The following is a 16152-nucleotide window of genomic DNA, read 5'->3' as shown; positions in this document are numbered from 1 at the left end:
ATGTGCGCTTCCTCAGGCCGTCTCTTCGACACGACGGCAGGTGAAACGGAGGTTGCCCGCGGGGGTGTACCGGGGCTCCACCGACATCAGGCTGTCCTTCCGCGGCGCAACGACGACCGGGCGCATCGCCAGCACGCGCTGGGGGTCGCTCAGGTCGTGCAGCAGCCGTGCCACCCGGTGGGGGCGGCGCTCGCCGGCGTGCAGCAGCACGTCCCAGTGCTCGCGGCGGGCGGAGACGGGGTACATCTCCGCGAGCGGGACCTCCGCCTGCCAGACTCCGGGCCCGGTCTCGGCGAGGCCGACGGGGACCCGCCGGCCGGAGGCGACGAACTCGCACCACGGCTCCTCGGCCGCCATGCCGACCAGCCGGACGCTGACGTCGATCCGGGCGTGCTGGATGTCCACGTCCACGACCTCGGCGCCGGGCACCGCGGGCGAGCGGCGCAGCCGCGCGCTGCCGGTGACCGAGCGGCCGACCCGGTAGCGGTCGCCGCTGATCGGCGAGGCGGACATGGGGCGGGTGGCGCCCTGGTAGGTGTGCGGGCTCTCGACCAGCAGCAGCGCGTAGCTGCGCGAGCGCCGGCCGGAGCCGACGCGGAGCCGGAGCCGGGTGGTCCCGGTGGGGACCGGCACTCCCCCGGCCTCGCCGCCGAGGAGCACGGCGGCGTCGGCGAGGAGCCGGCCGGAGCGGTCCCGGTGGAGCCGGACCGGGCTCGTGTGCGCCGCCCGGCCGCGGCCGAGCAGCAGCTCGGCCCCGTCCGCCGCGTCCGCCGAGGCGGGGAGTTCGGCGTGCAGGTTCATGGTCTGCCCGTCGAGCACCGCCGCGTACAGCAGACGGGCGGAGCGCTTGCCCCGCAGCGGCAGGAAGATCCCCCGCAGCAGGCGTCCGCGCAGCGGTGCCAGCACCCGGAGCCTGGCGGCCCGGCGCACCCGGCCCAGGCGCCTTCGTATCGAGCCCATCAGTCGGTACGTCCTCGTTCGGTCAGTCGGCGGGTGGGGAGCCCCACGGCGTCCGTGCGCTCGTACGGGCTCGGCACCGGGAAGTAGTCGTCGAGGAAGCGCCGCACCATGCGCTCCTGTGCGGCGGGGTCCGCGGGCACGACGGTGTCGTTGATGCAGAAGGTGTCGTAGTCGCGCCGCGCGACGAGCCGGTCGAGGCGCTGCTGGGCCCCCCGGTCGCCGATGTCGATGTAGACGTAGCGCAGGTCGCCGACGGTGGCGCGGGCCGAGTGGTAGGCGAAGTAGTGGTGCAGCGAGGAGGCGATGGGCACGTCCTGCGGCGAGCGGAAGCGCGCGTGCTGGGTGGTCCAGTGGGCGCGCGGGTAGGTGTGCTCGATCTCGGCGAGGACGGAGCGGCGCAGGGCGTGCGGGGTGTGCTTCATCTTCTGCGAGACGAAGGTGCCGAACTGCTGGGCGATCAGGCCCCGGCTGTTCTTTCCTGCGGCGTTGACCGGGAGGTCGTCGGGAAGGGCGCGGCCGGTCGGGATGAGCGCCTTGGACATGAAGAACTTGCTGAGCCCGTTGGCGTGGAAGAAGTGCCCGAGGCCGGTCGGCCGGGCGAAGAACACGTCGTCGTTGAGGTAGAGGAAGTGCTCCGACAGGTCGTGGATGTGGTGGAGCTGGCTCTCGATGGCGTGCGAGTTGAAGGTGGGCAGCGCCGACGGGTCGGAGAAGATCTCCTGGTGGTCGACGACCCGGAGGCCGGGGTGGTCGAGGTCGAGCCAGCCGGGCACCTGGCCGGCCGTGACCAGGAAGACGTTGCGCACCCAGGGCGCGTACTGGTGGATCGAGCGCAGCGAGTAGCGCAGCTCGTCGCGGCTGGTGAAGCGGGCGTCGTTGGCGGCCTGCTCGTGCAGGGCGGGGCCGCCGGCCGTCTCCAGGCCGAGGAGGCGGCGGGTGCTGTCCTTGGTGCCGCGCCAGACCGGGTCGTCGGCGTCCACCCAGGTGTAGACGACGTCCACCGGGAAGGCGTGGTCCTCGGGCAGGTGGGCGGTGAACTCGGGCAGGGTGCGGGCCGTGCCGGTGGTGTACTGCGCGGGCACCGGGCTGAAGAGGGCCTGCGGCGCCTCGACGGTGTGCGGCTCGGCGGTGGTCTCGGTGACCACCCGGTTGGGGCGGGGGGCGACCAGCTCGCCGTCCTCCTCGGCCCAGAACTCCAGGTCGCAGCCGTGCTTGGCGCCGAAGACGAGGCGGCCGGTGGGGTCGCAGACGACCCAGGCGATCCGCAGGACCTTCGAGGAGCGCAGCCGCCGCCAGGTCGCGGCGGCCTCGCCGGGGCGGATGTCGCCGGCGCCCGCGCCGACGTAGCCGGGCTCCTGGCCGAAGGCGTACGCGAGGAGGTCCTCGGTCTCCTCGCGGAGCCGGGCGGGGACGGCGACGGCGGGCACGCCCTGGGCGGTGCCGCGGACGCAGAAGTACGTGATGCCGGCGTCCTCCAGGAGGCCGACGAGGAGGTGGAGGTTGCGGGCGCGGGCGGCCCAGGCGGTGATGCCGGGGACCTCCAGGGCGCGCAGGTGGCGGCCGCCGTCCTGGACCACGCGGAGGAGGCCGCGCTCGGTGTCCGAGCCGCCCCGGCGTCCGCCGATGGCGCGGGCGACGACGGCGGAGCGGGCGGAGTCGACGCCGGCCAGGGTGCGGGCCACCGACTGGCGGACGGGCTGCGGGATGCCGGCGACGATGCGGCGGCGCGCTCGCGCGGGCACGAGGCTGCGGTAGGCGGAAACGAGCGCACTGGACTCGGGGTTGCGAGAGGTCGCCACCGTGCTCAGCCCACCATTTCCACACCCAACGCATGCGAGGCATGCGCCCGGAACCACGCGCGCGCCCGGATCTGATTCAGTCCGGACTCAACGCTGAACTCCGGCCCCCCGAAGTCTCCGGACCACGGCAGGTCCGGAAGAACGTCCCTCGACGCAATCCGCATCGAGGCCGTTCGCACCGGATCTTCACATCCGAGCTACCCCTCAGACAACTTACAGAAGGCTTATTCGACCAGGTGTTATGCAGCTGAGATGTGCACGGCCCTCCCCGCGCACGGTCACCCCGCTTCGCACAGCCGTCCGATCTTCTGCCTATACTCCACGCTCTACCCGCGCGCCACCGTGCCCGCGTTACCGGAGGCGGGGGGCGCCGACGAAGGCGGGGGCGCCGAGGAGCGCCCCGAACCGGTCACCAGGATTCGAGGAACCGCACACGATGAGCCAGGACACCCGCACGCCCGAGGCCGTCGGCGGACGCCGTGGCGCCGCCACCCCGCGCAAGCGCCGCAGGACCGGACGCATCGTCCTCCTGACCCTCCTGGTCCTGCTCCTCGCCGCGGGCGGCACGCTGTACTGGATGTACAGCAGCATCGACGGCAACATCAAGGCCGTCGACATCGACAAGGCGCTGGGCGACGACCGCCCGGAGAAGCTGCCCACCACCGGCCAGAACCTGCTGGTCCTCGGCTCGGACTCGCGCGCCGGCGACAACGGCGACCTGGCCGGCGGCGCGGTCGGCGGCGGCCGCTCCGACACCACCCTCGTGGTGCACATACCCGAGGGCCGCACCCAGGCCGTCGCCGTCAGCATCCCGCGCGACACCCTGGTCACCCGCCCCGAGTGCGTCCGCGGCGACGGCACCACCGCCCCCTCCGCCAAGCGCGTCATGTTCAACTCCATCTACGCGCAGTACGGCCCCACCTGCGTGGCCAAGACCGTGGAGTCGATCTCCGGCGTCCGCCTCGACCACTTCATGGAGATCGACTTCTCCGGCTTCAAGGACCTGGTCGACACCATCGGCGGCGTCACCGTCGACGTGAAGGAGCCGATCGACGACAAGCAGTCCGGCCTCCACCTCGAAGCCGGCCCGCAGAAGCTCGACGGCACCCAGTCCCTCGCCTTCGTCCGCACCCGCCACGGCGTCGGCGACGGCTCCGACCTCGGCCGCATCTCGCTCCAGCAGCAGTTCCTCACCGCGCTGCTCACCGAGGTCAAGAAGCAGGACCTGCTCGGCAGCCCGGCCAAGAGCTACAAGATCGCCGACTCGGCGACCAAGGCGCTCACCACCGACTCCGAACTCGCCTCGCTGACCGCGCTCGGCGACTTCGGCCGCAGCCTCAACGGCGTCGACCCGCAGAACATGGAGACGATCATGCTGCCGGTCGCCTACGACAAGGTCGACCCCAACCGCGTCGTGGCCTACGAGCCCAACGCCTCCCGGCTGTGGAAGGCGATCCGCGAGGACGCCGAGATCCCCGCCTCCGCGAAGAAGTCCCCCGCCACCGGCGGCTGACCTCCCCATACGGCACAGACCGGTGCCCCGGCCCTCGTCCTGAGGGCCGGGGCACCGGTCTGTGCCGTACGGCTCAGAGCCGCTTCCACGGCTCCAGCGCGAGGCCCGGCTCCGCCGTCTGCCGGGTGACGATCACCCCGCCGTCGGCCGCCAGCGCCGCGACCACCGCCGCGCCGCCCGCGTCGGCCGTCAGGGTCGGCGGGCCGAGGACCGGCGGTCCCGACGGGGTCCAGTACAGGCCGGTGTCCTCGCGCTCGGTGAGGTAGGCCGCCAGGGCGGCGCCGCCCTGGCCGTCGCACTGGGCGAGCAGCGTGCAGTCGTACCCGTCGATCAGGCACCGCCCGGCGGTCAGCGGACCCGTGCCGGCCGCCGAGGCGAAGGGCGTGGGCGGCAGGCCGCGGCCCGGGGACCAGGCGCAGATCCGCCCCGAACCGTCCACGTAGTAGGCCGTGACCTGGCCGGACGCGCCGGTCACCGCGGTGAGCGTGCCCGGGACGACCGAGGTCTGCACCAGCGGTTCGACGACCGGACGGGCGCCCGGCTCGGCCTGCGCGTACCGCAGCAGCCCGCGGTCGCTGGACGTGTACAGCTCGACCAGACCGGCGCCGTTCACCGCCGCCACCGGGTTCCGGTCGGTGCGGCCGCCCTTCAGGTCCCACCAGGGGTGCCAGCCGCCGGCGTCCTTCTGGACCCGGGCGCTGACGCCGCCGCCGCGGTTGCGCACGAAGACGTGGGCGCGGCCCTGGCCGTCCACGGCGAGGGCCGGATTGCCGCACCACTCGGCCTTGCCGTTGGAGTGGCCGATGGACTTCCACTCCACGTTGGGCCGGCCGGTCTGGAACTGCACGCTGTGCACCAGCTCGACGTGCGGCTCGCCCGACTCCGCGGCGGTGCCGGTGTGCCGGAGGCCGATCAGGTGCACATAGCGGTCGGGGCCCTGCGCGGCGGCCAGGAAGGGCAGCAGCCCCCCGCCGCCGAGCACGGCCGGGCCGTCGAACCGGCGGTCGGGGCCCTCGGTCCAGCGGAGCACCTCACCGTCCCGGGGGACGTACACGCTGAAACGTCCCTCCACGCCCCGGGCCAACCAGCCGCCGTGCATTCTCGGGGCGCGCGGGGAGGCGTGGGAGGGGTCGGCGGGTGCCTGGGATGGGTTCACCATGGGAGGATCCAGCGCTCCGGGTCGAGTGGGGACGGTTCGCACCGACTGTATCCGCCCGGCCCGGCCGCTCTCCGCGCGCCCGCCGCTTCCCGGTCAGGAGCGCGGGCTCGCGCCCTCCAGACCCAACCGGCTGTGTCGGCGCCCGTACGCGAAGTACACGACGATGCCGATCGCCATCCAGACCGCGAAGCGGAACCAGGTCTCGCCCGGCAGGTTGAGCATCAGCCACAGCGAGGCGGCGATGGAGACGATCGGCAGCACCGGCACCCACGGGGTGCGGAAGGCGCGGTGCAGGTCGGGGCGGGTACGGCGGAGGATGATCACGCCGACGGCGACCATCACGAAGGCGAACAGGGTGCCGATGTTCACCAGCGTCGCCAGCTCGTTGATGCTGGTGAAGCCGGCCACGACCGCGATGATCACGCCGAGCAGGATGGTCGGGCGGTAGGGCGTCTTGAACCGGGGGTGCGTCTTCGAGAAGAAGCGCGGCAGCAGCCCGTCGCGGCTCATCGCGAAGAAGACGCGGGTCTGGCCGAGCAGCAGGATCAGACAGACCGTGGTGAGGCCGACGGCCGCGCCGAAGCTGATCACGCCCGCGTAGAAGGGATGGCCGGCGGCTTTGAAGGCGTCGGCGAGCGGGGCGCTCACGGACAGCTCGGTGTAGTGCTGCATGCCGGTGACGACCAGGGCGACCGCCACGTACAGCACGGTGCAGATGAGCAGCGAGCCCAGGATGCCCCGGGGCATGTCCCGCTGCGGCAGCTTGGTCTCCTCGGCGGCGGTGGCGACCACGTCGAAGCCGATGAAGGCGAAGAAGACGATGGAGGCGGCCGTGAAGATGCCCATGACGCCGAAGTTGGTGGGCTCGTACCCGAAGAGCAGCTGGACGAGCGGGGAGTCCCAGTTGGAGCCGCCGCCCTCCGGGGTCACGGCCGGCGGGATGAACGGCTTGTAGTTGTCGCCGACGATGAAGAACAGGCCCGCGACGATCACGATCATGACGACGGTGACCTTGATCGCCACCACGACGGCGGTGATCCGGGCGGAGAGCTTCATGCCGACGACCAGGATCGCGGTGAGCACCAGGACCAGCAGGAAGGCGAGGATGTCGAAGGTGCCGCCCGGCGCGTCCGGGCCCTCCAGCGAGGCCGGTAGGTGCCATCCGATGTTGTCCATCAGCGAGCGGACGTAGCCGGACCAGCCGACCGCCACCACCGCCGTGCCCAGCGCGAACTCCAGGACCAGGTCCCAGCCGATGATCCAGGCGGGCAGCTCGCCGATGGAGGCGTACGCGAAGGTGTACGCCGATCCCGCCACCGGCACCGTCGAGGCGAACTCCGCGTAGCAGAGGGCGGCCAGGGCGCAGACGATGCCGGCCGCGACGAAGGCGAGGGCGGTGGCCGGCCCGGCGTTCTCCTTGGCGACCTTGCCGGTCAGGACGAAGATGCCGGTGCCGATGATGACGCCGACGCCGAAGACCGTGAGGTCCCAGGCGGAGAGGGACTTGCGGAGCCCGTGCTCCGGTTCCTCGGTGTCCCTGATGGACTGCTCGACCGACTTGGTCCGGAAGATTCCGGAGCTTGCCCTGGGGGGGCGCTGGTCCGTGCTCACCGTCGTACCTCCGCGTCGTCCTTGACGTCGGTATCGCGGCCCCCGCGGACGGGGGGTCGAGGGGACGCTGCCCGCATGGAAGCCAGCATGCACGCGAAAGGGCCGGTCGGCACCCCGGAGGGTGAACCGACCGGCCCAATGCTGACGCGGAGTGACCGTGCCGCCGGGGGCGGGGGTCAGTCGCGGGCGGGCTCCACGGCCTGCCGCGCGGCCTCGAACCGCCCGTCGAGGCGCGAGACCAGGCCGGTGACCTGGCGCGCGATGTCGGGGGCGGTCAGCCCGATCTCGGCCAGGACCTCGCCGCGGGAGGCGTGGTCGAGGAAGACCGGCGGGATGCCGAAGTCACGCAGCGGTACGTCGACGCCGGCGTCGCGCAGCGCCTGGGCGACGGCCGAGCCGACGCCGCCGACGCGGCTGTTGTCCTCGACCGTGACGACGACCCGGTGGTCGGCGGCGAGCGGCGCGAGGGCCTCGTCGACCGGCTTCACCCAGCGGGGGTCGACCACGGTGGTGGAGATGCCCTGCCGGTCGAGGAGGCCGGCGATCTCCAGGCACATCGGGGCGAGCGCGCCGACCGACACCAGGAGGACGTCCGGGCGCTCGGTGCCCGCCTCGCGGAGCACGTCCATGCCGCCGACCCGGCCCACGGCGGGGACGGCGGGGCCGACCGCGCCCTTGGAGAAGCGGACCACGGTGGGCGCGTCGGTGACCTCGACGGCCTCGCGGAGCTGGGCGCGGACCTGGTCGGCGTCGCGCGGGGCGGCGAGCCGCAGACCGGGCACGACCTGGAGGATCGACATGTCCCACATGCCGTTGTGGGAGGCGCCGTCGGTGCCGGTGACGCCGGCCCGGTCGAGGACGAAGGTGACGCCGCACCGGTGCAGGGCCACGTCCATCAGGACCTGGTCGAAGGCGCGGTTGAGGAAGGTCGCGTAGACCGCGAAGACCGGGTGCAGGCCGCCGGTGGCGAGGCCGGCCGCGGAGACGGCGCCGTGCTGCTCGGCGATGCCGACGTCGAAGACCCGCTCGGGGAAGGCCTTGGCGAACTTGTCGAGGCCGACGGGCTGGAGCATGGCCGCGGTGATGGCGACGATGTCCTCGCGCTCCTTGCCGAGCGCCACCATCTCCTCGCCGAAGACGCTGGTCCAGTCGGCTCCGGAGGAGGCGATGGGCAGACCGGTGTCGGGGTGGATCTTGCCGACGGCGTGGAAGCGGTCGGCCTCGTCCTGGAGGGCGGGCTGGTAGCCGCGGCCCTTCTCGGTGAGGCAGTGGACGATCACCGGGCCGCCGAAGCGCTTGGCGCGCGTCAGGGCGGACTCCAGGGCCTCGATGTCGTGGCCGTCGATGGGGCCGACGTACTTGAGCCCGAGGTCCTCGAACATGCCCTGGGGGGCGATGAAGTCCTTGAGGCCCTTCTTGGCGCCGTGCAGGGTCTCGTACAGCGGCTTCCCGACGACCGGGGTGCGCTCCAGGATGTCCTTGCCGCGGGCGAGGAAGCGCTCGTAGCCGTCGGTGGTGCGCAGGGTCGCCAGGTGGTTGGCGAGGCCGCCGATGGTGGGCGCGTAGGAGCGCTCGTTGTCGTTGACGACGATGACGAGCGGGCGGTCCTTGGCGGCCGCGATGTTGTTGAGCGCCTCCCAGGCCATGCCGCCGGTGAGGGCCCCGTCGCCGATGACGGCGACGACGTGGTCGTCCTTCTTCAGGATCTGGTTCGCCTTGGCGAGGCCGTCGGCCCAGCCGAGGACGGTCGAGGCGTGCGAGTTCTCGATGACGTCGTGCTCGGACTCGGCCTGCGAGGGGTAGCCGGAGAGGCCGCCCTTCATCTTGAGCTTCGAGAAGTCCTGGCGGCCGGTGAGCAGCTTGTGCACGTAGCTCTGGTGGCCGGTGTCCCAGAGGACCTTGTCCTTCGGGGAGTCGAAGACGCGGTGCAGGGCGATGGTCAGTTCGACCACGCCGAGGTTGGGGCCGAGGTGGCCGCCGGTCTTGGAGACGGCGTCGACGAGGAAGGTCCGGACCTCCGCGGCCAGCTGGTCCAGCTGTTCCGGGGAGAGCCGGTCCAGGTCGCGCGGTGTCCTGATACGGGTCAGCAGGGCCACCCGTGCCTCCTTGCGTTCTGAGCTGGTCGAGCTTGCCGATTTTGCCGAGTCTAATGTTCCGTCTTGGATCGTGGGCATCGGGCCGGGCGGAGCGGCGTCACCCTCACGGGGGACGTACTGCTCCGGACGCGACGGTGCCCGGCACCGGTTCACCGGTGCCGGGCGATGTGGCCCGTGCCTCATTCGCGCCCGCCGGGGGCTGCGGGTCAGGCGCGTCCCGCGGACTTCTGGGTCTTGCGGGAGACGGAGTCGATGATCACGGCGATGAGGAGCACCGCGCCGGTGATCATGTACTGGATGGCGTTGGACTCCAGGTTGAGCTGGTTGAGGCCCTGGACGATCGACTGGAGCACCAGGATGCCCAGGAGCGCCGACCAGACCTTGCCGCGGCCTCCGAAGAGGGAGGTGCCGCCGATGACCGCCGCGGCGATGCACATCATGAGCTGGTTGCCGCCGCCGAGCGAGCGGTCCGCGCCGCCGGTGGCGGAGGCCAGGAAGAGGCCGCCGACGGCGCCCAGGGTGCCGGAGATCATGAAGACGGAGGTCCGGATCCAGGCGACGTTGATGCCGGCCCGGCGGGCCGCCTCGATGCCGCCGCCGACCGCGAAGACCTGGCGGCCGTAGGTGGTGCGGCGCAGCACGAAGTCGGTGACCAGCAGGATCAGCAGGAAGATCACCAGGGAGAGCGGGAGGCCCTTCTCCTGGTTGAAGCCGTACGCGGCGACCAGGACGAGGACCGCGAGGACGCCGGTGCGCAGCAGGATCTCGCTGTGCGGGCGGTGCGGCAGCTCGGCGGCCCTGCGGCGGCGGGAGTCGCGCAGCTGGGCGAGGTAGAAGGCGGCGATCACCGCGGCGGCGAGGCCGTAGGCGGCGATGACGTCGGAGAAGTAGTACTTGGTGAGGTCGCCGACGAAGCTGCCGATGGGGGTGGGGATGGTGGACCGCTCGCCCATCACCCAGGTCTGCAGGCCGGCCCAGCCGAGGAAGCCGGCGAGGGTGACGACGAAGGCGGGGACGCCGATCTTGGAGAAGACCAGGCCGTGGAAGGCGCCCAGGAGGGTGCCGGAGAGGATGCCGAGGAGGATCGCGAGGGAGTCGGGCATGTCGGTGGCGAGCACGCCCCAGACGGAGCCCGCGAGGCCCGCGACGGAGCCGACGGCGAGGTCGATCTCGCCGAGCAGCAGCACGAAGACGATGCCGACGGCCATGATGCCGGGGCCGGCCGCGTACAGCGTGATCTGGTCGAGGTTGTACGAGGTGATGAAGTTGCCGGTCAGCGCCTGGAAGACGACGCCGATGACGATCAGGCCGACGACGACCGGCAGGGAGCCGATCTCGCCGGAGCGGATCTTGCGCTTGAACTCCTCGACGTAGCCCTTGAAGCCCTGCTCGCGGACGAGCAGGCGGGGGTCGACGGCGGGGATCGCGGCGGCGGCCGGGGTCTCGGTGGCCGCGTCCTCGGAGGTGCGGGGCTCGGGCACGGCCGCCTCGCCGGTGGCCTTGGGGGTGGTGCTCACTGGGCTGCCTCCGCGGTGCGGGCCTGCCGGCGGGTCACGGCGTTGTCCGTGGCGCCGGTGATCGCGGCGATGATCTCTTCGTGCGTGGTGGTGGCGACCGGGAAGGTGCCGTTGTTGCGGCCGAGCCGCAGCACGGCGACGGTGTCGGCGACGGCCTTCACGTCGGCCATGTTGTGGCTGATGAGGATGACGCCGAGGCCCTGCTCGCGGAGCCGCTCGACCAGGTCGAGGACCTGGGCGGTCTGCTCGACGCCGAGCGCGGCGGTCGGCTCGTCCAGGATGACGATCTTGGGGTCGCCGACCAGGGCGCGGGCGATGGCGACGACCTGCCGCTGGCCGCCGGAGAGGGCGGCGACGGGGATGCGGACGCTGGGGATGCGGATGGAGAGCGTGGACAGGAGGTCCTTGGCGCGCTTCTCCATGGCGACCTCGTCGAGGACGCCGCCCTTCTTGAGCTCGCGGCCGAGGAAGAGGTTGGCGACGACGTCGAGGTTGTCGCACAGGGCGAGGTCCTGGTAGACGGTGGCCACGCCGAGGTTCTGGGAGTCCTGCGGGCGGGAGATCTCGACCGGGCGGCCCTCCCACTCGATGACGCCCTCGTCGATCGGGTGGACGCCGGCGATCGTCTTCACCAGGGTGGACTTGCCGGCGCCGTTGTCGCCGACCAGGGCGACGACTTCGCCCGCGTGGACTTCGAGGTCGACGCCGGAGAGGACCTGGACCGCTCCGAATCGCTTGAAGATCCCGCGCAACGCCAGGACAGGCGTCTGGGACACGTGAACCAACTCCTTCGCCGCCCGTGGACGGGGGCAGCGGCATGTCGCGCCGTGGGGCGCCGAGTTCGAGGGGGGCTGTGCTCGTCCGGCCCCGGACCGACAGCGGGGTCTGGGTCGGCCGGGGCCGGACGGGTCTGGGGCGGAACCGCGTCACGGGGACGGGCGCGTTCCGCGTCCCGCCGGGGCTGACGGTCCGGCAGGGGGGTTGCTTGGCCCGGGTTTTCGGGCTGGTGGGGCCTGTCCGGCGGACAGGCCCCGAGGGCTTACTTGATGCCCAGCTCGGCGCACTTGGCGGCGAGGTCCGCGGAGCAGATGTCGGCGGCCTTGTAGATGCCGTCCTTGATCACCGTGGACTGGATGTTGGTCTTGTCGACGACCACCGGCGGGAAGAGGGTGGACTTCACGCCGTCCGTCTCGCCCTGGGCGCCGAGGTCCTTGCCCTGGAGCAGGTTGACCGAGAACTTGGCGGCCTCGGGGGCCAGCTGGAGCGGGCTCTTGTAGATGGTGAAGGTCTGGGTGCCGGCGACGATCCGCTGGATGCCCGCGACCTCGGCGTCCTGGCCGCCGACCGGGATGCCCTTGATGCCGGCGTTCTCCAGGGAGGTGACGATGCCGCCCGCCATGCCGTCGTTGGCGGAGTAGACGGCGCCGATCTTGTCCTTGCCGACGGAGGAGATGGCGGCGGCCATCTTCTCGCCCGCGACCTTCGGGTCCCACTCGCCCGAGGCCTCGTAGGCGATCTTGCCGACCTTGCCGTCGAGGGCGGTGTGCGCGCCCTTCTTGAAGAGACCGGCGTTCGGGTCCTTCTCGTCGCCGTTGATCATGACGATCTGGGCGGAGGCGGCCTTGTCGCCGAGGGCGGCGAGGAGCGCCTGGCCCTGGAGCTCGCCGACCTTGTTGTTGTCGTGGCTGACGTAGGCGTCCGCGCCCTCGATCGCGCGGTCGTACGCGACGACCTTGACGCCCTTGCCCTTCGCCTCGGCGACCCAGCCGGCCGCCTTGGCGGAGTCGACCGGGTCGAGGGCGATGACCTTCACGCCGTCGGCGATGAGCTGGTCGAACTGCTGCTTCTGCTTCACGACGTCGGAGACGGCGTTGTTGTAGACGACCTCGCAGGTGTCGCAGGCGGCCTTGACGGCCTTCTCGAACTGCGGCTTGTCCAGCGACTCGTACCGGGCGGTCTTGTTCTCCGGGAGGAGCAGACCGATCTTGCTCGAACTGCCCTTGTCCTCGCTGTCCCCGCCGCCGGCCTTGCCGCAGGCGGAGAGGGCGAGGGCCATGGAGACCGCGGCCGTACCTATGACGACACGACGGGTCATTGCGTTCATGTTGGAGTGCCTCCCTGACGAGGCCGCGACGGTGCGGCCGAGGTGTCACGAAGTCAACTCGGCCGCAACACCGTCGTCAAGAAGTGAAAACTTAACGAGATGACAACGGTGGTTATTGTTTTCTAAGTGAAGGCAGGCACGGCGGCCGGACCGGCCGCCGGAAACGCCCCTTCTGTCCCGTTGAGCAGGGTCGAATCGCCCATTTCGCTCAGCACCAGGGCCAGCGCGCCCAGGACCTCGGCCCGGCCGCCCAGGGCCCCCTGCACCAGGGAGAGCCGCCGGGCGGCGCTCGGGATCGCGTACCGGCCGACCGAGTCCCGGATCGGGGCGAGCACCAGCTCCCCCGCCTCGGCGAGGTCGCCGCCGAGCACGACCCGGCTCGGGTTCAAGAGATTGCAAAGGTTGGCGACGCCGCTGCCGATGTGGCGGCCCACGTCGGCGATGACCCGGCGGCAGCCCGGATCGCCCTCGCGGGCCAGCTGCACCACGCGCTCCATGGTGAGGTCCGGCCCGTGGCTCGGCTGGAGCAGCGGCAGCACGTACCGGGCGGCCGTGAAGGTCTCCAGGCAGCCGCGGTTGCCGCAGCGGCAGACCGGGCCCGACTCGTCGAGCGTGATGTGGCCGATCTCGCCGGCCGTGCCGCCCGGGCCCCGGTAGACCCGCCCGTCGATCACCAGACCGGCGCCGACGCCGCTCGCCACCTTGATGTACGCCAGGTCCTTGACGCCCCGGCCGCTCCCCCACACCAGCTCGCCGAGCGCGCCCAGGTTGGCGTCGTTGTCGACGTGGACGGGGACCCCGAGCCGGGCGGACAGCTCCTCGGCCGGGTTGATCCCGCTCCACCCCGGCAGGATCGAGGTCGAGCCGAGCGTCCCGGAGGCGACGTCGATGGGCCCCGGCACGCCCAGACCGACGCCGATGACCTTGTCCCGGCCGATGCCGGTGGCCTCGATCAGCCGGTTGACCAGCTGCTCCGCCCGGTCGAAGCCCTCCGCGGCGGAGGCGTCCACGTCGAGCGGCTCGGACTCCTCGGCGAGCACCTGGTGGGCGAGGTTGCCGACCGCGACCCGCAGGTGGGTGTGGCCGAAGTCGACACCGATGACGATGCCCGCGTCGCCGGAGAGCGACACGCTGCGGGCCCGCCGGCCGCCCGCCGAGGTGGGGGTCACCTCGACCGTGCCGCCGTCCTTCAGCTCCCGGACGATGTTGGAGACGGTCGCCGCCGACAGTCCCGTCGCCCGGGCGATCTCCGCCTGGGTCAGCGAACCGGCCATCCGGACGGCCCGCACGACCCGTTCGAGATTGGCCCTGTGCAGAGACGTCTGCGACCCCGGAGTCTCCATCGACTCTTTCACTCCCACCGTTTTCTCCAACATGTGAACTCTAAGGGGACGCTTTCGCCTTCGCTCCCGTCAAGACCCGGAACGGCCGGAGGCCCCCCGCACGCGGACGCGTGCGGGGGGCCTCGGGAGCGTGGGAGCGCTCCAGCTACTTCACGGCGCCGGCGGTGAGTCCGGCCACCACCTGCCGCTGGAAGACGACGTACGCGGCGAGCACCGGGAGCATCGCCATCACCAGGCCGGCGAAGAGCCCGGACCAGTCGCCCTTGTAGCCCTGGCTGACCGCGAGCTGCACCAGGCCCTGCGAGAGCACCTTCTTGTCCGGATCGGTGTTGAGCACCGTCGGCAGCAGGTACTGGTTCCACTGGCCGAGGAAGTTGAAGATGCCGACGCTGATCAGGCCCGGCTTGGCCATCGGCAGCATCACCTGGAAGAAGGTGCGGGTGTGCGAGGCGCCGTCGATGAAGGCCGCCTCCGCCACCGAGGTCGGCAGCGTCCGGAAGAAGGCGGTGAGGAAGAAGACGGTGAAGGGCAGCGAGTACGCGATGTAGACCAGGATCAGGCCGTGGACGGTGTCCAGCAGGGCCATGTTCTGCATCACGTAGAAGAGCGGCACCAGCGCCAGGATGATCGGGAAGCTCATCCCCCCGATGAAGAGGAAGTAGAGGAAGCGGTTCCCGGGGAACTCGAAGCGGGCCAGGACGTACGCCGCCATCGAGCCGAACAGCAGGGTGCCGATCAGCGAGCCGCCGACCACCAGGACCGTGTTCAGGAAGTACTCGCTCATGTGCGCCTGGGTCCAGGCACGCGACCAGTTGTCGAAGTGCAGCGCGTCCGGCAGCGACCAGGGCGAGGTGAAGATCGCCCGGTCGGTCTTGAAGGAGGTCATGACCGCCCAGAGCAGCGGCAGCACCACCATGATCGCCCAGATGATCAGCACGCCGTGCGAGAAGACGTTGAGGACGCCGCCCTCGCCCTTCTCCTCGACCGGGGCCGCGGCCTTGGTCACCGCGGGGCCCCCGGCCGCGCGGGGGGCGGGGATCTGCGCGTCGCCGGTCGGCGGGGTGTCGGTGGTCTTCATCAGAACTCCAGCCGCTCGCGCCGGCCCAGCTTCATCACGACCGCCGCGAAGGCGAGCGTGACGAGGAGGAGCGCGACGCCGATGGTCGTGGCGTAGGCGGCCTGGCCGTCCCGGAACGCCTTCTGGTACACGTACAGCGGGAGGACGATGGTCGAGTAGTCGGGCCCGCCGCCGCTCGGTCCGACGGTCATGATCTGCACCACCGCGAAGGACTCGGCGCCGAGCGCGAGGATGCCCATGTAGATCCACCCCGACTGCACGGTGTCCCAGAGCAGCGGCAGGGTGATCTTGAAGAACGTGGTGAAGCGGTTGGCGCCGTCCAGCAGCGCGGCCTCGTAGAAATCGCGCGGAATGGACGCCATGCCCGCCGAGAAGAGCACCACGAAGAAGCCGACCGTCGACCAGACCAGCACCACCATCACGCAGATGAGGGCGAGGTCGGGATCGCCGAGCCAGTTCGGCTGGACGCTGCCGAGGCCGACCGCCCTGAGGAACGAATTGATGGCCCCGCTGTTCGGGTTGTAGGCGAACTGGAAGAGCAGCGCGACGATGACGATCGACAGCACCTGCGGGAAGAAATAGACGATCTTGTAGAAAGACGAGCCGCGGACGCCCGTGACCGCCGCGCCCTTACGCCGCCGGCCTCCGACATTCAGCATGAACGCCAGGAAGAGCGCGAATCCGACCGTCACCAGGGGAAGGACGACCGCGAAGGTCAGACTGTGCTGGAGCGACTTCCAGAAGATCTCGTCGTCGAGCAGTCTGGTGTAGTTGTCCAGGCCGACGAATCCGAATTCGGGACTCAGACCGCTCCAGTCCGTGAGCGAGTAGTAGATGGACTGGATGAACGGCCATATGACGAAGAGCGCGTAGAGCGCCAGGGGCACCACCAGGAACCCCGCGATGAAACGGTACTTGCCGTGCTGCATTCCGAACCGACCCCGATCTCCGGCGAAGGACGCGCGCCGCGGC

General features: G+C 71.2%; 12 protein-coding genes. 1 reads left to right on the top strand and 11 read right to left on the bottom strand.

The window, feature by feature from the left end; translation table 11 throughout:
• Nucleotides 1-12: 12 nt before the first annotated feature.
• Nucleotides 13-960, bottom strand: a complete 948-nt coding sequence (locus ACFW6A_RS33505; RefSeq protein ID WP_351853565.1) for a hypothetical protein — start codon at nt 958-960, stop codon at nt 13-15.
• On the bottom strand, nt 960-2702 hold the full coding sequence (locus tag ACFW6A_RS33500; RefSeq protein WP_351853568.1) for a stealth family protein: 1743 nt from the start codon (nt 2700-2702) through the stop codon (nt 960-962). The genes ACFW6A_RS33505 and ACFW6A_RS33500 overlap by 1 nt, the downstream gene beginning before the upstream one ends.
• A 493-nt stretch (nt 2703-3195) precedes the next feature.
• Here ACFW6A_RS33500 and ACFW6A_RS33495 point away from each other — a divergent pair, with 493 nt between their 5' ends.
• Nucleotides 3196-4272, top strand: a complete 1077-nt coding sequence (locus tag ACFW6A_RS33495; RefSeq protein ID WP_351853571.1) for an LCP family protein — start codon at nt 3196-3198, stop codon at nt 4270-4272.
• Nucleotides 4273-4345: 73 nt separating this feature from the next.
• Here ACFW6A_RS33495 and ACFW6A_RS33490 read toward each other — a convergent pair whose 3' ends face one another.
• The 9 genes from ACFW6A_RS33490 to ACFW6A_RS33450 form a co-directional block, all read right to left on the bottom strand.
• On the bottom strand, nt 4346-5431 hold the full coding sequence (locus tag ACFW6A_RS33490) for a hypothetical protein (RefSeq protein ID WP_351856914.1): 1086 nt from the start codon (nt 5429-5431) through the stop codon (nt 4346-4348).
• A 93-nt stretch (nt 5432-5524) separates the two neighbouring features.
• Nucleotides 5525-7042, bottom strand: a complete 1518-nt coding sequence (locus ACFW6A_RS33485; protein WP_351856916.1) for an amino acid permease — start codon at nt 7040-7042, stop codon at nt 5525-5527.
• A 176-nt stretch (nt 7043-7218) separates the two neighbouring features.
• Nucleotides 7219-9138 carry a 1-deoxy-D-xylulose-5-phosphate synthase gene (gene dxs, locus ACFW6A_RS33480; protein WP_351856918.1) on the bottom strand — a complete coding sequence of 640 codons (1920 nt, stop codon included), beginning with the start codon at nt 9136-9138 and terminating at the stop codon, nt 7219-7221.
• A 206-nt stretch (nt 9139-9344) separates the two neighbouring features.
• Nucleotides 9345-10655, bottom strand: a complete 1311-nt coding sequence (locus ACFW6A_RS33475; protein WP_386480488.1) for a sugar ABC transporter permease — start codon at nt 10653-10655, stop codon at nt 9345-9347.
• On the bottom strand, nt 10652-11431 hold the full coding sequence (locus ACFW6A_RS33470; protein WP_351856920.1) for an ATP-binding cassette domain-containing protein: 780 nt from the start codon (nt 11429-11431) through the stop codon (nt 10652-10654). Before ACFW6A_RS33470 ends, ACFW6A_RS33475 begins: the two co-directional genes overlap by 4 nt.
• 263 nt (nt 11432-11694) lie before the next feature.
• On the bottom strand, nt 11695-12759 hold the full coding sequence (locus ACFW6A_RS33465) for a substrate-binding domain-containing protein (RefSeq protein ID WP_351856922.1): 1065 nt from the start codon (nt 12757-12759) through the stop codon (nt 11695-11697).
• Nucleotides 12760-12881: 122 nt separating this feature from the next.
• Nucleotides 12882-14102, bottom strand: coding sequence for an ROK family transcriptional regulator (locus ACFW6A_RS33460; protein ID WP_351856924.1), 1221 nt, complete (start codon nt 14100-14102; stop codon nt 12882-12884).
• A 145-nt stretch (nt 14103-14247) separates the two neighbouring features.
• Complete coding sequence (locus ACFW6A_RS33455) at nt 14248-15180, bottom strand: carbohydrate ABC transporter permease (RefSeq protein WP_351846540.1); 933 nt, start codon at nt 15178-15180, stop codon at nt 14248-14250.
• Entirely contained in the window at nt 15180-16109 is a 930-nt protein-coding gene (locus ACFW6A_RS33450) for a carbohydrate ABC transporter permease (protein WP_386645297.1), read from the bottom strand. The genes ACFW6A_RS33455 and ACFW6A_RS33450 overlap by 1 nt, the downstream gene beginning before the upstream one ends.
• Nucleotides 16110-16152 lie beyond the last annotated feature (43 nt).

Origin of the sequence: Streptomyces sp. NPDC058758, assembly GCF_042746075.1 — a bacterium.
Taxonomy (GTDB): Bacteria; Actinomycetota; Actinomycetes; order Streptomycetales; family Streptomycetaceae; genus Streptomyces.
This window is presented reverse-complemented; position numbering and strand designations above follow the sequence as displayed.